We start from the raw sequence: 21,196 nt of genomic DNA on the forward strand, positions 1-21,196 counted from the left end.
TCACACCACCTCGTCCTCGTGCAGGCGGGTGCGCAGGGCCCGGACCGCCGTGTGGAGTCTGCTCTTGACCGTGCCCTCCGGGACGCCGAGCTGCTCGGCGATGGAGCGGACCGGCAGGTCGGCGTAGAAGCGCAGCACGACGACCTGGCGCTGGGCGTCGGGCAGCTCGTCCAGGCCCTGGGCGACGGCGACGGAGAGCACGCTGGTCTCCTCGCCCGAGGGGTGCGCCGGCTGCCGCAGGGCCGCCAGCCGCTCCCCGAGACGCTCCTGGCGGCGCTTGGCACGGTGCCAGTCCATGGCGAGGTTGGAGGCGACCACGGCGGCCCACGCCGAGACGTCCCGCGGCGCCTCCCGCCCGCTCGCGGCCCGCTCCAGCAGCCGCAGCCGGACCTGCTGCACCCCGTCGGGGAGGTCCGCCTGCGGAACCCCGCCCAGCGCGAGCACCGCCCGCACCCGGCGCTCCTGTGCCGCGTCCAGTGGATCAGCCGCATCCAGCGGGCCGGCCGGGCCCGGCGGATCAGCCGGACCCAGCGGATCGTCGCCGGTACCGGTCCGCGGCGTCTCCCGGTCCCGCCGGGCCCTTCCGCGCAGCAGCACAAGCCACCCCCCTCGCCGTGTTTCTCCTACGACGCCGGCAGCGCCCGGAACGTTCGGTCCTTTCCCGACGTCCCGACGGAGTGACCGAGGCGTACGTCACACTCCCGTGTGGCCGAGAGCAACAGGGGCAGGCGACCTTGCGGCCTGTACCCCCTGAGGGACGAATTCCTCCAGCTCAGCGGGGGTGGACACCGGACGTCCGCAACCATGGAGCGGGACCCGTCGTCCCACTGGCCGGGCAGGCCGGTGAAAGAAGTGGACAGACGGGCCGTGGTCGGCCGCATGATGGAAAAGCCTCGGCCAAGCAACGAGCACGTGAAGAGACGCAGGAGAGGGAGACACCGTGAGGGTCGGAATCGTCGGAGCCACCGGACAGGTGGGCACGGTCATGCGCAGGATCCTCACGGAACGGAACTTCCCGGTCACCGAGCTGCGTCTGTTCGCCTCGGCCCGTTCCGCGGGCTCGGAGCTGGACGGCGTGACGGTGGAGGACGCGTCCACCGCCGACTACACCGGCCTGGACATCGTGCTGTTCTCCGCGGGCGGTGCCACGTCCAAGGCGCTGGCCGAGAAGGTCGCCTCCCAGGGCCCCGTGGTGATCGACAACTCCTCCGCGTGGCGCAAGCACCCGGAGGTCCCCCTGGTCGTGTCCGAGGTGAACCCGCACGCGATCAGGAACCGCCCCAAGGGCATCATCGCCAACCCGAACTGCACGACGATGGCCGCGATGCCGGTGCTGCGTCCGCTGCACGACGAGGCCGGTCTGGAGGCTCTGGTCGTCGCCACGTACCAGGCGGTGTCCGGCTCCGGTCTCGCGGGCGTGGCCGAGCTGCACGGCCAGGCGCAGAAGGTCGTCGCCGACGCCGACAAGCTCACCCATGACGGCGAGGCCGTCGACTTCCCGGAGCCGGGCGTCTACAAGCGCCCCATCGCCTTCAACGTGCTGCCGATGGCGGGCAGCATCGTCGACGACGGCCTGAACGAGACCGACGAGGAGCAGAAGCTCCGCAACGAGTCCCGCAAGATCCTGGAGATCCCTGAGCTGAAGGTCTCCGGCACCTGCGTGCGCGTCCCGGTCTTCTCCGGCCACTCCCTGCAGGTCAACGCCCGTTTCGCCCGCCCGATCTCCCCGGAGCGCGCGACGGAGCTGCTGGCCGACGCCCCGGGCGTCGTCCTCACCGACATCCCCACCCCGCTCCAGGCAGCCGGCAAGGACCCCTCCTACGTCGGCCGCATCCGCCGCGACGAGACGGTGGACAACGGCCTGGCGCTGTTCCTCTCCAACGACAACCTCCGCAAGGGCGCCGCGCTGAACGCGGTCCAGATCGCGGAGCTGGTGGCGGCGGAGCTGAAGGGCTAGGGGTTGCCCCCGGAGTCCCTGCGGACCTCGTAGTAGAAGCAGCCGTATTCGACGGCCCGGACGTGGACGAGTGCCACGGCCGGGTCGTCGAATGCTTCTGTGAAGGCGTCGTCGAAGGCCGCGGAGTCCTCGACCAGCCGTCCGCCCAGGATGTGCCCGTCGGCCGAGTAGCGGCGGACCGTGCGGTGGCTGTTGGTGAAGGGGAGGGCGTCGGTGTCCGGCCCCGCGCACTCCTCGGCGTGGATGAAGACGGGGCCCTGTTCGTCGTACGCCCCGGGTTCGGCGCCCGTCTCCGCCGCCCAGCGGCGCAGTGGGGCGTACGAGACCAGGGCGATGTGTTCGCCCGGTGCGCTGCGGCGCAGGCAGCAGCGGAGCGGGGCGCCGCCCTCGGTGTCGGTGAACGGGGTCGTCGGGCGGCCCGCGTCGTCCGTCTCGCGGAGTTCCGTCAGGGCGCCCGGGGCGATGGGGCGTGCGGTGTACGTCGTGGTCCTCATGCTCATCAGGCTCGCTCGCGCGGGACCGGGGCACCGGCGGATTCCGGACGTCGCTCTCCCCCGGGGCGCCCGGCGCGTACGACCGCCGGCAGGGCCACCAGCGCCAGACCTCCGCCCACGCACAGCACTGCCGTCGCACCGAGCCCGTCCGCCGTGCGGCCGCCCGTGAACGCCCCGAGTGCGATCGCGGTGTTGAAGACGCCCGCGAAGAGCGCCGACCCGGCCTCGCGGGCCCCGGGTGCGGCGGCCGACAGCCAGTTCTGGGAGGAGACCGAGACGCCCCCGTAGACCAGCCCCCAGACGACGAGCAGCAGGGCCGACGCGGCCAGCGAACCCCCGGCCGGGACGAGCAGCAGGACGACCGCGCCGAGTCCGGCGGCGATGACCAGCAGGGCCCGGCGCGGGTCACGGGCCGCCAGCCACCCGCCCGCGAAGGTGCCGGCGACTCCGGCCACGCCGTAGCCGAGGAGGAGCGTGCTGATCGTGCCGGCGCCCAGGCCGGGAACGCGTTCCAGGATCGGCCGGACGTAGGTGTACGCCGTGAAGTGGCCGGTCACCAGGAGCGCTGTCGTCAGCAGGCCCCGGGAGACGGCCGGTGTGCGCAGCAGGGCCGGGAAGGTGCCGAGCCGTACGGGGCGTTCGGGCGGCAGCGGCGGCAGGGCGAGGGCCAGGGCTCCCGTCACGGCGACCGCGAGTCCGGCCAGCGCGGCGAACGCCCAGCGCCAGCCCGCGAGTGAGCCGAGGAACGTGCCGGCCGGCACGCCGAGCACCGAGGCGACGGCTATCCCGCTGAAGATCAGCGCGGTCGCACGGCCCGCCCGGTCGGGCGGCATCAGCCGCGTCCCCAGCCCGGCCGCGATGGCCCACACCCCGCCGATGCACACGCCGACCAGGGCGCGGGCGAGCAGCAGGACGGTGATGTGCGGGGCGAGGGCGGAGAGCAGGTTGGCGGCCGCCAGCAGGAGCAGCAGGGCGCACAGGACGGTGCGCCGGTCGGCGCGGCGGACCGCGACCGGCAGCAGGGGTGCGCTCGCCGCCGCGACCAGGCCGGGGAGGGTGACGGCGAGCCCGGCGGTGCCGGCGGAGACGTGCAGGCCGGTGCCGAGCGAGGTGAGCAGGCCGACCGGGAGCATCTCGGTGGTGACGACGGAGAAGGTGGCGGCGGCGAGGGCGAGGACGGCGGGCCAGGGGCGGGCCGGCGCGAGGGTGGTGGGCTCCGGAACGGAGGTCGTGGAGGGCATGCCTCCACCTTTTTGCGCCGCCCTGCCCGGGAACAACGGCGAAGTCCTCACCCTTCCATGAGCGGGACTGATCGATCGGAGCAGGAGGGAATCGGCCGTGGCGGGGCTGGAGTTGCGTGAGCTGGAGTGCTTCCTGGTGCTGTCGGAGGAGTTGCACTTCGGCCGGACCGGGGAGCGGTTGTACGTCTCGCAGAGCCGGGTGAGTCAGTTGCTGAGCGCGCTGGAGCGCCGGGTGGGCGGCCGTCTGGTGCATCGCACGAGCCGACGGGTCGCACTGACCCCGCTCGGCGAGCGGTTCGTCGAGCGGCTGCGTCCGGCGTACGGCGGGCTGCGGGAGGCCGTGGAGGACGCGCGGGTCGCCGCCCGGGGGGTCGAGGGCGCTCTGCGGGTCGGTTTCCAGGGGGCGGCGGACACCCGGCTGACGGCGGCGGTGCGGGCCTTCCGGTCCACGCACCCGGAGTGCGTGACGGATCTGGTGGAGATCCCGCTCGCCGACCCCTTCGGCGCCGTGCGCGAGGGCGCGGTGGACGCGGCGGTGGTTCTGCTGCCCGTCGAGGAGCCGGACCTGGTGCTGGGCCCGGTCTTCTCCAGACGGCCGCAGACGATCGTGGTCGGCCGGGACCATCCGTTCGCGTCCCGCGCGCAGGTGACCGCGGCGGAGGTCGCGGCGGCCCCGCTGGTCACGGCCGCTCCCCCGGCGCCCGCCTACTGGCGTGCCGCGCACGCTCCGTCCGCCGTGCCCGGCCCGGTGGTGAGCACGCTCCAGGAGGGGCTGACGCAGGTCGCCGCCGGGCGGGCGGGCATGCTGCTGTGCCGGCCGACGGCCGCGTACCACCGGCGCGAGGATGTGGCGTTCGTGCCGGTGGAGGGTGTTCCGGAGTCGGCTCTCGGCATGGTGTGGCACCGGGACGGGGAGACGGCCGGGGTGCGCGCGTTCGCGCGGACCCTCGCCTCCCGAGGGGTATCCCTAGGAGACGCCCAGGTCGTCGCCTGAGGCGAGGCCGCCGTGGAAAGATGGCGCAACCCACCCATACCGAGGAGATGACCGCGTGCCTGGCACAAACCTGACCCGCGAGGAGGCGCAGCAGCGGGCGAAGCTGCTCGCCGTTGACTCGTACGAGATCGAACTCGACCTCTCCGGCGCGCAGGAGGGCGGCACCTACCGGTCCGTGACCACGGTGCGCTTCGATGTGACGGCCGAGAACGGCGCGGAGTCGTTCATCGACCTGGTCGCGCCGGCGGTGCACGAGGTGACCCTGAACGGGGACTCCCTCGACCCGGCCGAGGTCTTCGCGGACTCCCGGATCGCCCTGCCCGGCCTGCTCAGGGGTCGCAACATCCTCCGGGTCGTCGCCGACTGCGCGTACACCAACACCGGTGAGGGCCTGCACCGTTTCGTCGACCCGGTCGACGACCAGGCGTACCTCTACACCCAGTTCGAGGTGCCGGACGCCCGCCGGGTGTTCGCGAGCTTCGAGCAGCCGGACCTCAAGGCGACCTTCCAGTTCACCGTGAAGGCGCCGGAGGGCTGGACCGTCGTGTCCAACTCGCCCACGCCGGAGCCCCAGGACAACGTCTGGGTCTTCGAGCCGACGCCGCGCATCTCGTCGTACATCACGGCGCTGATCGTCGGCCCGTACCACTCGGTGCACAGCGTGTACGAGAAGGACGGCCAGTCGGTCCCGCTCGGCATCTACTGCCGGCCCTCGCTCGCGGAGTACCTCGACTCGGACGCCATCTTCGAGGTGACCCGGCAGGGCTTCGAGTGGTTCCAGGAGAAGTTCGACTACACGTACCCGTTCAAGAAGTACGACCAGCTGTTCGTGCCGGAGTTCAACGCGGGCGCGATGGAGAACGCGGGCGCGGTGACCATCCGCGACCAGTACGTGTTCCGGTCGAAGGTGACGGACGCGGCGTACGAGATGCGCGCGGAGACCATCCTGCACGAGCTGGCCCACATGTGGTTCGGCGACCTCGTGACCATGGAGTGGTGGAACGACCTGTGGCTGAACGAGTCGTTCGCCACGTACACGTCGATCGCCTGCCAGGCGCACGCGCCCGGGAGCCGGTGGCCGCACGCCTGGACCACCTTCGCCAACTCCATGAAGACCTGGGCCTACCGGCAGGACCAGCTGCCGTCGACCCACCCGATCATGGCGGAGATCCAGGACCTGGACGACGTCCTGGTCAACTTCGACGGCATCACGTACGCCAAGGGCGCCAGCGTCCTGAAGCAGCTCGTCGCCTACGTCGGCATGGACGAGTTCTTCCGGGGCGTGCAGGCCTACTTCAAGCGTCACGCCTACGGCAACACGCGGCTGTCCGACCTGCTGGGCGCGCTGGAGGAGACCTCCGGGCGTGACCTGAAGACGTGGTCGGAGAAGTGGCTGCAGACGGCCGGCATCAACGTGCTGCGCCCGGAGATCGAGACGGACGCGGACGGTGTCGTCACCTCCTTCGGCATCCGTCAGGAGGCCCCGGCCCTGCCCGCCGGCGCCAAGGGCGAGCCGACGCTGCGCCCGCACCGTGTCGCCGTGGGCCTGTACGAACTCGACGAGGCGAGCGGCAAGCTGGTGCGGCAGGAGCGGATCGAGCTGGACGTGGACGGCGAACTGACCGCCGTGCCGCAGCTGGTGGGCAAGCGCCGCCCGGCCGTGGTCCTGCTCAACGACGACGACCTGTCGTACGCGAAGGTCCGTCTGGACGAGCAGTCCCTGGCCTTCGTGACGGAGCACCTGGGCGACTTCGAGTGGTCCCTGCCTCGCGCCCTGTGCTGGGCGTCGGCCTGGGACATGACGCGTGACGCCGAGCTCGCGACCCGCGACTACCTGTCCCTGGTGCTCTCGGGCATCGGCAAGGAGTCCGACATCGGCGTCGTGCAGTCGCTGCAGCGCCAGGTGAAGCTGGCGATCGACCTGTACGCGGACCCGGCCGCCCGCGAGACGCTGCTGGCCCGCTGGACCGACGCGACGCTGGCCCATCTGCGGGCGGCGGCTCCGGGCAGCGACCACCAGCTGGCGTGGGCGCGCGCGTTCGCCGCGACGGCCCGCACTCCCGAGCAGCTGGACGTGCTGGACGCGCTGCTGGACGGCTCGCAGACCATCGAGGGTCTGGTCGTCGACACGGAGCTGCGGTGGTCGTTCGTGCAGCGGCTCGCCGCGGTCGGCCGGTTCGACGAGGCGGAGATCGCGGGCGAGTACGACCGTGACCGGACAGCCGCCGGTGAGCGGCACGCCGCCACGGCCCGTGCGGCCCGTCCGACCCCGGAGGCCAAGGCGGAGGCGTGGGCGTCGGTCGTGGACTCCGACAAGCTGCCGAACGCCGTGCAGGAAGCGGTCATCGGCGGCTTCGTCCAGACCGATCAGCGTGAGCTGCTCGCCCCGTACGCGGACCGGTACTTCGAGGTGGTCAAGGACATCTGGGGGTCCCGCTCCCACGAGATGGCCCAGCAGATCGCCGTCGGTCTCTACCCGACGGTCCAGGTCTCGCAGGAGACCCTGGACAGGACGGACGCGTGGCTGACCTCGGCCGAGCCGAGCGCGGCCCTGCGGCGGCTGGTCTCGGAGTCCCGGGCGGGCGTGGAGCGCGCGCTGCGGGCCCAGCGGGCGGACGCGGCGGCGCAGTAGCCGGCCAGACGTGTGTGAGGGGCGCCCGGTGACTCGCCGGGCGCCCCTGTCGTTCGGTGGGCGGTGCTCTCGGGACGCTGTGGTGTCGCGGTGCTCTACCGTCGTGGGGCGGTGTCCGTCAGGTGCGTCGCGTCGGCGCGGGAGGTCCTTCCGGCGAGCCTGAGGACGCGCGCCTCCCGGGTGACGAACTGCCCCGCCACCGTCGCCCCGAACGCCAGCGCCATGCCGACCAGTTGCACCGGCGTGAGCGACTGGCCGAGCGCCGCCCAGCCGACGACGGCCGCGGTGAGCGGGGAGAGCGGGCCGAGGAAGGTGACCTGGGTGGCGGTGAGGCGGCCGATGCCGCGGAACCACAGCCAGTACGCGACCGCCGTGTTCGCGAGGGCCAGGTAGAGGTAACCGACGGCCGACCGGGCGTCCAGGGCCGGCGGCGCGCCCTCGACGAGGAGGGCGAGGGGCGCGATGAGCAGGCCTCCGGCGGTCAGCTGCCAGCCGGTGAGGGCCAGCGGGCCGACGCCCTCGGGCCTGCCCCACCGCTGGGTGAGCACGGTGCCGGTCGACATCGACGCGGTGGCGGCGACGGCGGCCAGCACGCCGAGCACGTCCAGCGCCCCGGCCGCCCGCAGCACGACGAGGCTGACGCCGAACGCGGCCACGGCCCCGGTCAGCAGGGTGCGCCGGGTCGGCCGCTGCCCGAGCAGCAGCGCGGAGAGGCCGGCGACGAAGAGCGGCCCGGCCGAGCCGACGACCGCCGCCAGACCGCCGGGCAGCCGGTACGCGGAGAGGAACAGCAGCGGGAAGAAGGCGCCGATGTTCAGCGCGCCGAGTACCGCCGACTTCCACCACCAGGCACCGCGCGGCAGCACCCGGGCCAGGCCGAGCAGCAGCAGACCGGCGGGCAGGGCGCGCATCAGCCCGGTGAACAGAGGGCGGTCGGCCGGGAGGAACTCGGTGGTGACCGCGTAGGTGGTGCCCCAGGAGATGGGGGCGAGGGCGGTGAGCGCGATGAGAGCCGGGCGGGAGGCCATGGGAAGACACCCTTCGAAGTAGGTCGGCAGAAAGTAGCTTAGCGCTAAGCAACTTTCCGTCAAGCTACTTTCTTGCGGGTGATCGAGTGGGGGCGGATACTCGGGGCATGAACGAACGCCCTGAGCAGCGCAAGGACCCCGTCGACGCGATCATCGAGCAGTGGGCCGCGGTCCGGCCCGACCTGGACACCGCCGCCATGGAGGTCTTCGGCCGGATCGGCCGGCTCACGCTCGCGATGGGCGACCGAATGGACAAGGCGTACGCGAAGTTCGGGATCTCACGCGGGGAGTTCGACGTCCTCGCGACCCTGCGCCGCTCCGGGGAGCCTTACACGCTCTCACCCCGGCAGCTGTCCGCGACGCTGATGCTCACGACCGGCGGTATGACGGGGCGCCTGGACAAGCTGGAGCGTGCGGGGCTGCTGCGCCGCTCGCCGGATCCGCACGACCGGCGCGGGCTGCGTGTCACGCTCACCGACAAGGGCCTCGGGGTGGTCGACGAGGCGGTCGCGGCGGGGCTGGCCGTCCAGACGGAGGCGCTGTCCGCCCTGGACGCGGAACGGGCCGGCCTGCTGGCCGACCTCCTGCGGGAACTGCTGGCCGGGGCGGAGAGGCCCTGACGGCAACGAGGGCGCCGCCGCGGTGACCGCGACGACGCCCTCGAGGGGGAAAGCTGGTCAGGCCTTGACTTCGCTCTTCGCGTCGGCCTTGGTGGCGATGTTGGAGCTGGTCGTGTCCTTGTTCTTGTGCGACTTGTCGCCGACCATCACCAGACCGGCGATGACCAGGTACAGCACGATGGGGGCAAAGACGAAGAGGCCCAGCGTCTCGATGACGCTCAGGCCCGTGCCGGGGTCGTCACCGTCGTCGCGCGTGAGCGCGGAGGCGGGCGACGACAGGAGCAGCATCATCAGCGTCGTACCGGCTGCCAGGGCGCCGGCGCGCAGGGCGTTCTTCTTGTCCACGGTGCCAAAAGTATCCAACGCCGAGTGGGGACGCGCGCCCGGGGTGCCGTAAGAGGCCCGCCCGTCATGTGCCGGCGTCCCTCAGCACCTCGATCAGCCCGCGCAGCCGCGGCGACGCCGCCAGGTCCTCCAGCGTCACGGGACGCCCCTGAGCGTCCGCGATCGGCAGGCGCCAGTTCGGGTACTGGTCCCACGTGCCCGGGAGGTTCTGCGGGCGGCGGTCGCCGACCCCGTCCGGGAGCCAGACGCCGATCATGCGGGCGGGGGTGCGGAGCAGGAAGCGGTGGACGGCCTGGATCTCCGCCTCCTCCGAGGCCGGGTCGGTGCCGCCGGTGCCGCCCTCCAGCAGACCGAGGCTGTTGAGCAGGGCCAGCCACTCCCCCGTGTCGGCGGCGGCCTCGGCGCGCTCCTCCGCCAGGGGGCGGGTCAGCAGGCCGAGGCTGTCGCGGAGCTCGACGTGCTCGCCGGTGAGGCGGGCGGCCGTGGAGGGCAGGTCGTGGGTGGTGGCGGTGGCCAGGCAGTCGGAGCGCCAGCGCTCGGGGGGCAGGGGGCGGCCGTCGCCCTCCCAGTCGCGTTCGAACCACAGGACGGACGTGCCGAGCACGCCGCGCTCGCGCAGTTCTTCGCGGACGCCGGGTTCGACGGTGCCCAGGTCCTCGCCGATCACCAGGGCCCCGGTGCGGGAGGCCTCCAGGACGAGGACCGCGAGCATGGCCTCGGCGTCGTAGCGGACGTAGGTGCCCTCCGTGGGCGGGTGGCCCTGGGGGACCCACCACAGGCGGAACAGGCCCATGACGTGGTCGATGCGCAGGGCTCCGGCGTAGCGGAACAGAGCCCGGAGCAGTTCGCGGAACGGGGCGTAGCCCGAGGCGGCCAGGCGGTCGGGGCGCCAGGGCGGCAGGCCCCAGTCCTGGCCGCGTGCGTTGAAGGCGTCCGGTGGGGCGCCCACCGACATCCCGGCGGCGAAGTACTCCTGCTGCGCCCAGGCGTCGGCGCCGGCGGGGTGCACGCCGACCGCGAGGTCGTGCACGATCCCGACCGGCATCCCGGCGTCGCGGCCGGCGCGCTGTGCGGCGGTCAGCTGGGAGTCGGTGAGCCAGGCGAGCCGCGTCCAGAAGTCCACCCGGTCCATGAGGCCGGACCGGGCGCGGGCGGTGTCGGGCGAGCGGGGGTCACGCAGGCCGGTCGGCCAGCGGTGCCAGTCCGAGCCGTGCACCTCGGCGAGCGCGCACCAGGTGGCGTGGTCCTCCAGAGCCTGTCCCTGCGCGGCGAGGAAGTCGCAGTAGGCGGCGCGCCTGCCGGGACCCAGCGGCACCTCGCACAACAGCTCGAGCGCCTCCCGCTTGAGCTCCCACACGGCGTCCCGGTCGATCAACGCGCCCTGTTCCAGCACCGCTTGGCGCAGTCGGCCGGACTCCTCCAGCAGCGCGCGCAGCCGTTCGCGGTCCTCGGCGTAGGCGTATTCGGGGACGTCCTCGATCCGCAGGTGCACGGGGTCGGGGAAGCGGCGTGAGGAGGGGCGGTACGGGGAGGGGTCGGTGGGGGCGCCGGGCACGGCCGCGTGCAGCGGGTTGACCTGGACGAACCCGGCGCCGAGCGACCTCGCGGCCCAGCCGGCCAGTTCCGCGAGGTCGCCGAGGTCGCCCATGCCCCAGGAACGGCGGGACAGCAGGGAGTACAGCTGGACGAGGAGTCCGTGCGAGCGTGCGGTGGCGGCGGGCAGGCGGGGCGGGGCGACGATCAGGTGGGCGGTGGCGGTGCGGCCGTCGGGGGCGGTGGCGGTCAGGCGGTGGACGCCCGGCGGGAGCCGCTCGGCGGAGGTGTGCGTGTCGCCCTGCTCGGTGTCGACGCGCAGCCGGGTGCCGTCGGGGAGCGCGGCCAGGGCGGCCGGGGGGCCGGTGCCCCAGCCGACCACCGTGGGCGGCAGCAGTCGTGCACCCAGTTCCCGCTCCCGGGCGGCGAGCGCGGCGCGGACGGCGCCGGGCGTGCTCGCCTCCACGCCGAGAGCGGCAAGGGTGAGGGTGACCGCGGTGGCCGAGGCCGGGACCGAGCGGTCCGGGGACGGACTGTAGGACGTGGCGACGCCGTACAGGCCGGCGAGACGGGACAGGTCCTCGGAGGGCGGTTCGGCCGGCCGGGATGCGGTCATCCAGGCCCCCTAGGACCTCATGTAGTCCGGGACGAAGGCGGAGGGCTCGCTGGTCAGGGGGGCGGATTCGGCGAGCGGCGGTTCGCTGGTGAGGGGCTCGGCGTCGGGGAGCGGGGGCTCGCTGGTCAGCGGGGGCTCGGCGCAGGTGCTCTCGGCACTGAAGACGCAGTAGTGCGGGTCGTCGTAGCGGGGATCGTCGTAGTGCGGGTCGAGGTCGGCGGACGTGTCCGCCACGGGTTTGGACGGGGCCGGGAGCGGAAGGAAAGTCATCGCAGCCACGGGGGCCTCCTTGTCGGGTTCAACATTCGACGGGTTATCGCAGCCCTACCCAGTCGACGCGATGCCAGACGCCCTGGGCCACACTTCGTGCTCCTGGTCACATTCCACTCCCGTCCACTCCCTCCAGAGTCCGACAATTCGGCCACACCGGCCACTCTCGTTGACACCTTCACCGGGTGGGTGGTGGGCTCGTTCTCCCGGTCGAACACATCGGGAACATCAGGAGGGGGCCTGTGGGACTGAGGCGTGGGAAGCGGGCAGCGGCTCTCGCGGTCGCCGTCGTCGCCGGAAGCCTCGGCACCCCGCCCGTCGCGATGGCGGCTCCGCCCACCCCGGGCACGACCGCGACCCCCGCTCCCGACAGCACCGGGCCGGGCCTCTCCGTCTGGCCGCGACCGCAGTCCCTGCGCGGGAACGGCGCCCCGGTCGCGGTGCCGGACGAGGTCGCCCTGATCACCGGTCCCCGGACCGACCCGTACGCCGTCGAGGCCCTGCGCGAGCTGCTGGGGCAGGCGGGGGCCCGCAGGATCACCGACTCCGCCGGGGCACGGCCGGGGGCGCTGACGGTGCGCGTGTCGACGGAACCCGTGCGCCGGGGCGACCGGCACGCGCTCCCCTCCGGGGGGTACGAGCTGTCGGTGGGCGCAGGCGGCGTCTCCCTCACCGGCACCGGCGAGGACGGCCTCTTCCACGCGGTCCAGACACTGCGGCAGCTCCTGCGCCCCGACGGCACCCTCACCGCGGCCGTCGTGCGCGACTGGCCCGGCACCGCCGTACGCGGCATCACCGAGGGCTTCTACGGCACCGCGTGGACGCACGGGCAGCGGCTGGGACAGCTCGACTTCATGGGGCGCACCAAGCAGAACCGCTACCTGTACGCCCCCGGTGACGACCTGTACCGGCAGGCGCGCTGGCGGGAGCCGTACCCGGCGCGGCAGCGGGCCGAGTTCCGGGAACTGGCCGAGCGGGCGCGCCGCAACCACGTCACCCTCGGCTGGGCGGTGGCTCCGGGCCAGGCGATGTGCTTCGCCTCGGACGCCGACGTGCGCGCGCTGACGCGCAAGCTCGACGCGATGTGGGCGCTGGGCTTCCGGGCCTTCCAGCTCCAGTTCCAGGACGTCAGCTACAGCGAGTGGCACTGCGGCGCGGACGCCGACCGGTTCGGCTCCGGCCCGCGGGCCGCCGCGCGGGCCCAGGCCCGGGTCGCGAACGCGGTGACCCGTCATCTGGCGGAACGGCATCCCGGCGCCGCGGCCCTGTCCCTGATGCCGACCGAGTACTACGAGGACGGTCCGACCGACTACCGGCGGGCCCTCGCGGACGCGCTGGACGCGGAGGTCGAGGTGGCCTGGACGGGTGTCGGGGTGGTGCCCCGCACCATCACGGGCGGCGAACTGGCCGGCGCGCGCGAGACGTTCGGGCACCCGCTGGTCACCATGGACAACTACCCGGTCAACGACTACGAGCCCGGCCGTCTCTTCCTCGGCCCCTACCAGGGCCGCGAACCGGCCGTGGCCGCCGGCTCGGCCGCCCTGCTCGCCAACGCGATGCAGCAGCCGGAGGCGTCGCGCATCCCGCTGTTCACCGCCGCCGACTACGCCTGGAATCCGCGCGCCTACCGTCCCGGGGAGTCCTGGCGGGCGGCGATCACCGACCTCGCGGGCGGGGACCGGCATCGCCGGGAGGCCCTGGCCGCGCTCGCCGGGAACGACGCGTCGTCGGTCCTCGGCGGTGAGGAGTCCGCCTATCTGCGCCCGCTGACGGAGGCGTACTGGCGGGACCGTGCGACGAGGAGCGCCGGGACGGACGGGGACGCAGGGCGGCGGCTGCGCGAGGCGTTCACCGTGCTGCGCGAGCTGCCCCGGCGGCTGACGGGCACCGGCCTCGGTTCCGAGGTCGCCCCCTGGGCGGAACTGCTGGCCCGCTACGGCGAGGCGGGTACGACCGCGCTCGACATGCTGGACGCGCAGCGCGCCGGCGACACCGCGGCGGCCTGGACGGCGTACCGCAGGCTCGGCACCCTGCGGGCCCGGCTGGAACCGGCCCGGGTCGAGGTCGGCACGGACGTGCTGGACCCCTTCCTGCGGCAGGCGCAGAAGGCGTACGCGGCCTGGTCGGGCATCCACCACGAGCCGCCCCCGAACACCGGCGACCGGGGCGACGGCCGCACCCTGCGCTTCCCGCACCCCCGGGATCTCACCGCCGTGACCGTCCTCACCGACCCCGGCACCGAGGGCAGCGTGGAACTGCACGTACCGGGAGAGGGCTGGCGAACCGTCGGCCGGCTGTCCCCCTCGGGGGCGACGGAGGTACGCGTTCCGGAGCGGGCCCGCGCGGACGACCCCCTGCCGGGCACACCGGGCGCGCCCCGGACGCAGAGGCCCGATGCCGTTCGGGTCACCGGTCCCGCCGCCTCCCGTGTGCACCATCTCGTGCCGTGGTTCACGGACTCCCCCGCCACCTCCCTGTCGCTCACCCGCGACCGCGTGGACGCCGAGAACGGCAAGCCGGAGCGTCTGACGGCCGGACTGAGTTCGCTGCGCCCGGCCGACGCCCGGGGCAGGCTCACCGTGGAGGCGCCCGAGGGGGTCCGGGTGCGGGTGCCGGAGAGCGAGCTGACCGTGCCGCGCGGCTCGACCGTGGAGGTCCCGGTCGAGGTGACCGTGGAGCGCGGTTCGCCGAAGCGGTCGTACGACATCCGGCTGGGGTTCGCGGGAGCGACCCGCACCCTCACCGTCCGGGCGTTCCCGCCCACCGGCGGACCCGACCTGGCCCGCACCGGCACGGCACGTTCCTCGGCCGACGAGACGCCCGACTTCCCCGCGTCGGCGGCGAACGACGGCGACCCGGAGACCCGCTGGTCGTCACCCGTCGACGACGGCGCCTGGTGGCAGGTCGAACTGGCCCACCCGACTCGGCTCGGGCAGCTCGTGCTGCGCTGGCAGGACGCCCACCCCTCGGCGTACCGCGTCCAGGTCTCGCCGGACGGCCGCCGCTGGCGCACGGCGGCGTCGGTGCGGGAGGGCCGGGGCGGCGTCGAGAGCGTCCGCATGGACGAGCGGGACGTCCGCTTCGTTCGGGTGCAGGGCGAGAAGCGGGCGACCCCGTACGGGTACTCGCTGTGGTCGGTGGAGGCGTTCGCCGTCACCGAGTGAGCCGTCCCGGCCACTGTTCGGACCTCCCGCCAGAACTCGATCACGCCCCACTATTCACTCAGTACATGTACTCAGTACATAATGATCCGCATGAGCACCCGCCACATCCTGCTGGGCCTGCTCGCCTCGGGGCCGAGCCATGGCTACGACCTCAAGCGACGCCACGACGAACGCTTCCCGCAGGCCCGTCCGCTGGCCTACGGGCAGGTCTACACGACCCTCCAGCGCCTCGTCCGGGACGGCCTCGCCGAAGTCGAGGGCACCGACTCGGACGGCGGCCCGGAGCGGACGATGTACCGCGCGACCGACGAGGGGACGCACGAACTGTCCCGCTGGTCCGGGGAGATCGCGCCGCCCGCCCCCTTCGTGGCGAACGAGATCTTCGCCAAGGTCGTGGTGGCCATCCTCTCGGGCGGCGACCCGGCCGGGTACCTGAGCGCGCAGCGCGCCGCCCACATGGAGCGGATGCGGGAGCTCACGGCGGTCAAGGCCGCCAAGGGCGCGGACCTGGCGACCGTGCTCTCGGCGGACTACGCCCTCAACCACCTCGACGCCGACCTCCGCTGGATGAGCACCACGGCGGCCCGGCTGACCACCCTGACCGCGGAGGTCGACGCAGTATGAGCAGACCAGAGCCCCTTGTCTCGGCGAGCGGCCTCACCAAGGCGCATGGCAGGACGCCCGCCCTGCGCGGCGCCTCGGTCGAGCTGCACGCGGGGGAGATCCTCGCCGTGACCGGCGCGAGCGGCAGCGGGAAGTCGACGCTGCTGCACTGTCTGGCCGGGATCGTCCGCCCGGACGAGGGCTCGGTGACGTACGACGGACGGCGACTGGAGGACCTCCCCGAGAAGCGGCTGAGCGAGCTGCGCCGCACCGAGTTCGGCGTGGTGTTCCAGTTCGGGCAGCTCATCCCCGAGCTGACGGCCCTCGACAACGTCGCCCTCCCGCTGCTGCTGGCCGGCGTCGAGCGGGCCGGCGCCCGGGCCCGGGCGGCCGAGTGGCTGGAGCGGTTCGGGGTGCGCGGGCAGGAGGAGCTGCGGCCGGGCGAGATGAGCGGCGGCCAGGCCCAGCGGGCCGCGCTGGCCCGGGCCCTGGTCACCGACCCGAAGGTGGTCTTCGCCGACGAGCCGACGGGGGCGCTGGACTCGCTGTCCGGCGAGCAGGTCATGACGGCCCTGGTCCACACGGTCCGCGAGTCGGGCACGGCGGTCCTGCTGATCACCCACGACGCCCGGGTGGCGGCCTACGCGGACCGCGAGGTGCAGCTCCGGGACGGCGCCGTGGCCCCGCTGGGGGTGACGGCGTGAGGACCTGCCGGTGCGTATCCCCGCGGCGCGGCTCCGCCCGCCGAGCGTCCGAACCCCGGCGGCTGCCGTGCGGCTCCGCCCGCCGCCCGGAGGTGACGGCATGAGCCCCCTGCGCTCCGATCTGCGTCTCGCCTGGGAACTGACCCGCGGTTCCGACCGCGGCGAGTGGTGGCGGGTGACGCTCACGGCGACCGGCGCCGCGCTCGCGACCGGATTCGCGCTGGCCGCCGTCGCCCTCGCCGCACTGCGCGGTCGCGCCGAGGTGCCGCTCGCCGAGGGCCTGTTGGACGAGCCCGGCACGCGGTCCGGTGTGATCGTCGGCCTGCTGCTTCTGCTCGTGCCGGTGCTCGGGTTCCTCGGCCAGTGCGCCCGGATCGGCGCCGTGCACCGCGACCGGCGGCTGGCCGGGCTGCGGCTGGCCGGGGCGACGCCCTGGCAGGTGCGGCGGATCGCGGCGCTGGAGACCGGGCTGGCCTGTCTGCTGGGCTCGGCGGTCGCCACCGTCTTCTCGGTGCTGCTCCTGCTCCGCCTGTGGGACCCGACCGCCCTGGCCTGGCTGGGGATCGCCCTGGTCGCCGTGGCGGTACCGGTGCTGGGCGCGGTCGCGGGCGCGCTGGCGCTGCGCCGGGTGGTGGCCTCGCCGCTCGGCTGGGTGCGCCGGGTCGGGCCGGGCGGCGGACGGGGGCCCGGGCTGCTGTTCCTGGCCGGGATCCTGGTGGTCGCGGTGATGGCGCTGCTGACCGTGGCCGGCACGTCCACGGCCGCCTCCGACCGGCCGGGCGGCGGGCTGCCGCTGACCATGGCGGGCGCGGTCCTCGCGGTCGGCGCGGGCGCGGTGTGGCTCTCCGGGGCCGCGGCGAGGGCGACCGGGCGGATCCTCGCGGTCCGGGCCCGGTCGGCGGCGACGCTGATCGCCGCGGAGCGGCTGCGCGACGACCCGTGGTCGGCCGCCCGCACCCATGCGGCCGTGCTGCTGGTGACGGTCGTCGGGACCGGCTTCATGGGCATCCGGCAGGTACTGAGCGACGTGGTGCGCACCAAGCAGAACCTCGCCGAGGACCCGTCCTACTACACCACCGGACTCGACCTCGTCGGCGCCGCCGTCGTGGTCGCCCTCGCGATCACCCTGTCCGGTCTCGCCGTCGGGACCGCCGAGTCCCTGGCCACCCGCCGCCGGGGCCTGGCCGCGCAGGCCGCCGCCGGGGTGCCCCGGACGGTGCTCGGCCGGGCCCTGCTGCTGGAGACCGCGCTGCCGCTGGCTCCCGCGGTGCTGCTCGCGGGCCTCGGCGGGATGACCGTCGGCACGTGGTACGCCGTGCTGGCCGGCCGCCCCGTGCCGTGGGCGACGGCCCTGGTCCCGCTCGCCGTCTACGCCGCCTGCCTGCTGGCCGCGGCCACCTCACTGCCCCTGCTGCGCCGCTCTGTGCGCCCCGGGGAGCTGCGGTACGCCTGAGCGCGGGCGGCCCGGCCTCCGTATGAGGCATCGTACGGCCGCCCCACGAGCGGCCGGCTCCGGGGGCGCGGGGGGACCCCGGGGCCGGCTCAGGACCGCACGCGGCAATACGAAGGCCCGGATCCTCGTCAGGCGGAAATGCCGTCGATCCGGGCCATGGCGTCGTCCGCGCCGTACGGCTGCAAGTACGGCAGCCAGCGCGGGTCCCTATGGCCGGTCCCGATGATGCGCCAGGCCAGGCCGGTGGGCGGAGCGGGTTTGTGGCGCAGCCGCCAGCCGATCTCGACGAGGTGCCGGTCGGCCTTCACATGGTTGCAGCGCCGGCAGGACGCCACCACGTTGTCCCAGACGTGCTTGCCCCCGCGGCTGCGCGGGATGACGTGGTCGACGCTGGTTGCGACGCCACCGCAGTACATGCACCGGCCCCCGTCGCGGGCGAACAGCGCCCGGCGGGTCAGTGGAACGGGCCCCCGATAGGGAACCCGGACGAATCGCTTGAGCCGGACCACGCTGGGTGCGGGGACTGTGACGGTCGCGCTGTGCAGATAGGCGCCGGACTCCTCGAGGCATACGGCCTTGTTCTCGAGGACGAGGACGAGCGCGCGGCGGAGCGGTACGACACCTAGCGGCTCGTACGACGCGTTGAGGACCAGGACATGCGGCACGGATGCCTCCTTGGACGCCGGCGGCGCGTGGCTCGCGCCGGGACGATTCGTAGCCAGTCTCCCCTCAGGCCTGGTGAAAGCGCCACCATGTCCCCGTAACGGGCTGGGAGTGTTTTCGACCACACCTGATGCATCCCCAGGATCATGGCCTGTTCAAGCCCAGGTGAGCACGGTCTCTCCTTCACACAACCGGCAAGGGCACACACAATGCCCCGTTAGTGTGGTGGTTCTGCCCTTTCGGTGACCCAGCCGTGACCTTGACCCCGCCGGGCCACCGCACCGGGGCAGACCGTTGCACCTGGAGGTACCCGCCGTGTCCCTGTCCGCCGTCCTGCTCGCCGCCGGTCCGTCGCCGTCGCCGACCCCTTCGGACTCGGAGACCCCGAGAGTGCCCTCGCTCCAGGATGCCCAGGAGAAGGCGACGAACGCCGCGGGCTGGGTGGAGCAGAACTGGTCGACGTGGCTCGCGATCGGCCTGCGGGTGCTGCTCATCGTGGTGATAGCCGCGGTGCTGCGGGGCGTCGTACGGCGAGCGATCACCAAGCTGATAGACCGCATGAACCGGAGCGTCCAGTCCGTGGACGGCTCCGCGCTGGGCGGGCTGCTGGTCAACGTCGAACGCCGCCGCCAGCGTTCGCAGGCCATCGGCTCCGTGCTGCGTTCGGTGGCGTCGTTCCTGATCATCGGCACGGCCGCGCTGATGATCCTGGGCACCTTCCAGATCAACCTCGCCCCGCTGCTCGCCTCGGCCGGTGTCGCCGGTGTGGCGATCGGCTTCGGCGCCCGCAACCTCGTCACGGACTTCCTGTCCGGCGTCTTCATGATCCTGGAGGACCAGTACGGCGTCGGCGACACGATCGACGCGGGCGTGGCCTCCGGCGAGGTGATCGAGGTGGGCCTGCGGGTGACCAAGCTGCGCGGCGACGGCGGTGAGATCTGGTACGTCCGCAACGGCGAGGTCAAGCGCATCGGCAACCTCTCCCAGGGCTGGGCCACGGCCAACGTCGACGTCACCGTCCACGCCGGCGAGGACCTGGACAAGGTGAAGGCCACCCTGGACGAGGTCGCCGAGAAGATGGGCGCCGAGGAGCCCTGGAACGAGCTGCTGTGGGGGCCGATCGAGGTCCTCGGCCTGGACAGCGTGCTGCTGGACTCCATGGTCGTGCGCGTCACGGCCAAGACGATGCCCGGCAAGTCCCTGACCGTGGAGCGCGAACTGCGCTGGCGGATCAAGCGGGCCTTCGACGCGGCGGACATCCGGATCGTCGGCGGCGCCACGGCCCCGGCGGAGGAGCAGGCAGCCGACCCGACGGCGGGGATGGCGGCCCCGTCGGTGTACGCGAACGCGACGTCCCCGCAGTCGGCGGCGGCGTCCCCGCTGACGCCCTCGGCGCCGACGAGCACCACCAAGTAGCCGTACCGGCAAGGGCGGTACCCGGGGTCCTCCGGGTACCGCCCTTCCGTATGCCCGGATGACGGCAGGACGTCCCCTATTGACGTCCGCGTGGTGGCGGGCTTACCTTCCTCCCCACCGATAGGAAACTTTCCTAACAGTGATCTGGCGGCAAGAAACACCAGATGGACTTCCCCACCTGATCACTGAGAAGCTGAGCAGCCGAAGGGCAGGTGTGGACTCGCATGGCAGGAACCGCCGGCACGCCGGGCACCCCGCGCGTCCTGCGCGCCATGAACGACCGGGCCGCCCTGGACCTGCTGCTGGAGCACGGTCAGCTGTCCCGCACCCGGATCGGCAAGCTCACCGGCCTGTCCAAGCCGACCGCCTCCCAGCTCCTGGCCCGCCTGGAGGCCGCGGGCCTCGTCCTCGCCACCGGCACCACCGAAGGCCGGCCGGGCCCGAACGCCCAGCTCTACGAGGTCAACCCGGCGGCCGGACACGCGGCCGGACTCGACGTCACCCCACAGCGGATCATCGCCGCGGTCGCCGACATCACCGGCCGCACGGTCGGCCGCTGCGAACTGCCCACCCCCGGCAGGCGCACCGGCACCCCGGTCGTGCAGCAGGTCACCGACGCGCTGGACGGCGCGGTGAAGGCGGCGGGCCTCACCCGGGGCGACGTCCACCGCCTCGTCATCGGCACCCCCGGCGCCTTCGACCCCACGACGGGCCGGCTGCGCTACGCCTCCCACCTCCCCGGCTGGCACTCCCCGACCCTCCTGGAGGAGCTCGCCGCCGCGCTGCCGATGCCCTTCGAGTACGAGAACGACGTCAACCTGGTCGCGCTCGCCGAACAGCGCCTCGGCGCGGCCCGGGGCCACACGGACTTCGTGCTGCTGTGGAACGAGGAGGGCCTGGGCGCCGCCCTGGTCCTCGGCGGCCGGCTGCACCGCGGCTGGACCGGCGGCGCCGGCGAGGTCGGCTTCCTGCCGGTGCCGGGCACGCCCCTGGTCCGTCAGGTCACCAAAGCCAACAGCGGCGGCTACCAGGAGCTCGCCGGTTCGCAGGCCGTGCCCAGGCTGGCCCGCGAGCTCGGCATCGAGGACATCCCGCCGGGCCCGTACGCCGAGGCCGCCGCCGAACTGCTGGCCAGGGCGGCTCGGACCGACGACGCGCCCCACCGCCGTCTCCTCCAGACCTACGCGACCCGACTGGCGACCGGTCTGGCCTCCCTCGTCTCGGTCCTCGACCCCGAGCTGGTCGTGCTGAGCGGTGCCTCCCTCACCTCGGGCGGTGAGGCGCTGCGCGGCCTCGTCCAGTCCGAGCTGGAGGAGCTGGCCGCGTCACGGCCGCGCCTGGTCGTGGGTGACGTCCGTGAACACCCCGTGCTGCGCGGCGCACTGGAGAGCGCGCTCGCGACCACGCGCGACGAGGTCTTCGACACCTCCCGCTGACCCCACCCCGCCCCCTCCCCCGGCATT

At 73.6% G+C, this 21,196-nt stretch carries 18 protein-coding genes; 10 read left to right on the plus strand and 8 right to left on the minus strand.

Translation table 11 applies throughout. From position 1 onward, the window contains the following. A complete protein-coding gene (locus ABZ016_RS03040; RefSeq protein ID WP_356915042.1) occupies positions 1 to 531 on the minus strand; it encodes a sigma-70 family RNA polymerase sigma factor in 531 nt (176 codons plus the stop codon). 409 nt (positions 532 to 940) lie between these two features. Here ABZ016_RS03040 and ABZ016_RS03045 point away from each other — a divergent pair, with 409 nt between their 5' ends. Continuing rightward, positions 941 to 1,957, plus strand: a complete 1,017-nt coding sequence (locus ABZ016_RS03045; RefSeq protein WP_356914767.1) for an aspartate-semialdehyde dehydrogenase — start codon at positions 941 to 943, stop codon at positions 1,955 to 1,957. Here ABZ016_RS03045 and ABZ016_RS03050 read toward each other — a convergent pair. Both ABZ016_RS03050 and ABZ016_RS03055 read right to left on the minus strand, forming a co-directional pair. After that, positions 1,954 to 2,451: a DUF1203 domain-containing protein gene (locus ABZ016_RS03050; protein WP_356914768.1), complete on the minus strand. Its 498-nt coding sequence runs from the start codon at positions 2,449 to 2,451 to the stop codon at positions 1,954 to 1,956. The genes ABZ016_RS03045 and ABZ016_RS03050 overlap by 4 nt on opposite strands. 5 nt (positions 2,452 to 2,456) lie before the next feature. Beyond that, on the minus strand, positions 2,457 to 3,692 hold the full coding sequence (locus ABZ016_RS03055) for an MFS transporter (protein ID WP_356914769.1): 1,236 nt from the start codon (positions 3,690 to 3,692) through the stop codon (positions 2,457 to 2,459). A gap of 97 nt (positions 3,693 to 3,789) precedes the next feature. On the opposite strand from ABZ016_RS03055, the gene ABZ016_RS03060 reads away from it, so the two are divergent. Both ABZ016_RS03060 and pepN read left to right on the plus strand, forming a co-directional pair. After that, positions 3,790 to 4,686, plus strand: a complete 897-nt coding sequence (locus ABZ016_RS03060) for a LysR family transcriptional regulator (RefSeq protein ID WP_356914770.1) — start codon at positions 3,790 to 3,792, stop codon at positions 4,684 to 4,686. 55 nt (positions 4,687 to 4,741) lie between these two features. Continuing rightward, complete coding sequence (pepN, locus tag ABZ016_RS03065) at positions 4,742 to 7,318, plus strand: aminopeptidase N (protein WP_356914771.1); 2,577 nt, start codon at positions 4,742 to 4,744, stop codon at positions 7,316 to 7,318. Between the two features lie 95 nt (positions 7,319 to 7,413). On the opposite strand, the gene ABZ016_RS03070 is transcribed toward pepN, so the two are convergent. Beyond that, positions 7,414 to 8,346 carry an EamA family transporter gene (locus ABZ016_RS03070; RefSeq protein WP_356914772.1) on the minus strand — a complete coding sequence of 311 codons (933 nt, stop codon included), beginning with the start codon at positions 8,344 to 8,346 and terminating at the stop codon, positions 7,414 to 7,416. A 107-nt stretch (positions 8,347 to 8,453) separates the two neighbouring features. Here ABZ016_RS03070 and ABZ016_RS03075 point away from each other — a divergent pair, with 107 nt between their 5' ends. After that, positions 8,454 to 8,966, plus strand: coding sequence for a MarR family transcriptional regulator (locus ABZ016_RS03075; protein WP_356914773.1), 513 nt, complete (start codon positions 8,454 to 8,456; stop codon positions 8,964 to 8,966). 57 nt (positions 8,967 to 9,023) lie between these two features. Here the strand turns inward: ABZ016_RS03075 and ABZ016_RS03080 are convergent, their stop codons facing one another. The 3 genes from ABZ016_RS03080 to ABZ016_RS03090 all read right to left on the minus strand — a co-directional run bounded on the left by ABZ016_RS03080 (position 9,024) and on the right by ABZ016_RS03090 (position 11,739). Beyond that, on the minus strand, positions 9,024 to 9,311 hold the full coding sequence (locus ABZ016_RS03080; protein WP_356914774.1) for a hypothetical protein: 288 nt from the start codon (positions 9,309 to 9,311) through the stop codon (positions 9,024 to 9,026). 64 nt (positions 9,312 to 9,375) lie between these two features. Next, positions 9,376 to 11,460 (minus strand): 4-alpha-glucanotransferase, encoded by a 2,085-nt coding sequence (malQ, locus tag ABZ016_RS03085; protein ID WP_356914775.1) that lies wholly within the window; start codon positions 11,458 to 11,460, stop codon positions 9,376 to 9,378. 9 nt (positions 11,461 to 11,469) lie between these two features. Beyond that, positions 11,470 to 11,739, minus strand: coding sequence for a hypothetical protein (locus ABZ016_RS03090; protein ID WP_356914776.1), 270 nt, complete (start codon positions 11,737 to 11,739; stop codon positions 11,470 to 11,472). Between the two features lie 233 nt (positions 11,740 to 11,972). Between ABZ016_RS03090 and ABZ016_RS03095 the strand changes: the two genes are divergently transcribed. From ABZ016_RS03095 to ABZ016_RS03110, 4 genes are all read left to right on the plus strand, one after another. Continuing rightward, positions 11,973 to 14,894 (plus strand): beta-N-acetylglucosaminidase domain-containing protein, encoded by a 2,922-nt coding sequence (locus ABZ016_RS03095; protein WP_356914777.1) that lies wholly within the window; start codon positions 11,973 to 11,975, stop codon positions 14,892 to 14,894. Positions 14,895 to 14,984: 90 nt separating this feature from the next. Continuing rightward, a complete protein-coding gene (locus tag ABZ016_RS03100; RefSeq protein WP_356914778.1) occupies positions 14,985 to 15,518 on the plus strand; it encodes a PadR family transcriptional regulator in 534 nt (177 codons plus the stop codon). Then, on the plus strand, positions 15,515 to 16,201 hold the full coding sequence (locus tag ABZ016_RS03105) for an ABC transporter ATP-binding protein (protein WP_356914779.1): 687 nt from the start codon (positions 15,515 to 15,517) through the stop codon (positions 16,199 to 16,201). Before ABZ016_RS03100 ends, ABZ016_RS03105 begins: the two co-directional genes overlap by 4 nt. Positions 16,202 to 16,301: 100 nt before the next feature. Further along, a complete protein-coding gene (locus ABZ016_RS03110; RefSeq protein ID WP_356914780.1) occupies positions 16,302 to 17,654 on the plus strand; it encodes an FtsX-like permease family protein in 1,353 nt (450 codons plus the stop codon). Between the two features lie 128 nt (positions 17,655 to 17,782). On the opposite strand, the gene ABZ016_RS03115 is transcribed toward ABZ016_RS03110, so the two are convergent. Next, positions 17,783 to 18,319, minus strand: a complete 537-nt coding sequence (locus ABZ016_RS03115; protein WP_356914781.1) for an HNH endonuclease — start codon at positions 18,317 to 18,319, stop codon at positions 17,783 to 17,785. Between the two features lie 313 nt (positions 18,320 to 18,632). On the opposite strand from ABZ016_RS03115, the gene ABZ016_RS03120 reads away from it, so the two are divergent. Further along, positions 18,633 to 19,733 carry a mechanosensitive ion channel family protein gene (locus ABZ016_RS03120; protein WP_356914782.1) on the plus strand — a complete coding sequence of 367 codons (1,101 nt, stop codon included), beginning with the start codon at positions 18,633 to 18,635 and terminating at the stop codon, positions 19,731 to 19,733. 224 nt (positions 19,734 to 19,957) lie between these two features. Then, positions 19,958 to 21,169: an ROK family transcriptional regulator gene (locus ABZ016_RS03125; RefSeq protein ID WP_356914783.1), complete on the plus strand. Its 1,212-nt coding sequence runs from the start codon at positions 19,958 to 19,960 to the stop codon at positions 21,167 to 21,169. Positions 21,170 to 21,196: the final 27 nt, after the last annotated feature.

This window comes from Streptomyces sp. NPDC006372 (genome assembly GCF_040612515.1).
Taxonomy (GTDB): Bacteria; Actinomycetota; Actinomycetes; order Streptomycetales; family Streptomycetaceae; genus Streptomyces.

What these genes read in the sequence shown, in the direction of transcription:
- ABZ016_RS03110 (WP_356914780.1), top strand. Translation starts at nt 16,302, where the DNA reads ATGAGCCCCCTGCGCTCCGATCTGCGTCTCGCCTGGGAACTGACCCGC.
- ABZ016_RS03105 (WP_356914779.1), top strand. Translation starts at nt 15,515, where the DNA reads ATGAGCAGACCAGAGCCCCTTGTCTCGGCGAGCGGCCTCACCAAGGCG.
- ABZ016_RS03075 (WP_356914773.1), top strand. Translation starts at nt 8,454, where the DNA reads ATGAACGAACGCCCTGAGCAGCGCAAGGACCCCGTCGACGCGATCATC.
- ABZ016_RS03055 (WP_356914769.1), bottom strand. Translation starts at nt 3,692, where the DNA reads ATGCCCTCCACGACCTCCGTTCCGGAGCCCACCACCCTCGCGCCGGCC.
- malQ (WP_356914775.1), bottom strand. Translation starts at nt 11,460, where the DNA reads ATGACCGCATCCCGGCCGGCCGAACCGCCCTCCGAGGACCTGTCCCGT.
- ABZ016_RS03125 (WP_356914783.1), top strand. Translation starts at nt 19,958, where the DNA reads ATGGCAGGAACCGCCGGCACGCCGGGCACCCCGCGCGTCCTGCGCGCC.
- ABZ016_RS03100 (WP_356914778.1), top strand. Translation starts at nt 14,985, where the DNA reads ATGAGCACCCGCCACATCCTGCTGGGCCTGCTCGCCTCGGGGCCGAGC.
- ABZ016_RS03070 (WP_356914772.1), bottom strand. Translation starts at nt 8,346, where the DNA reads ATGGCCTCCCGCCCGGCTCTCATCGCGCTCACCGCCCTCGCCCCCATC.
- ABZ016_RS03050 (WP_356914768.1), bottom strand. Translation starts at nt 2,451, where the DNA reads ATGAGGACCACGACGTACACCGCACGCCCCATCGCCCCGGGCGCCCTG.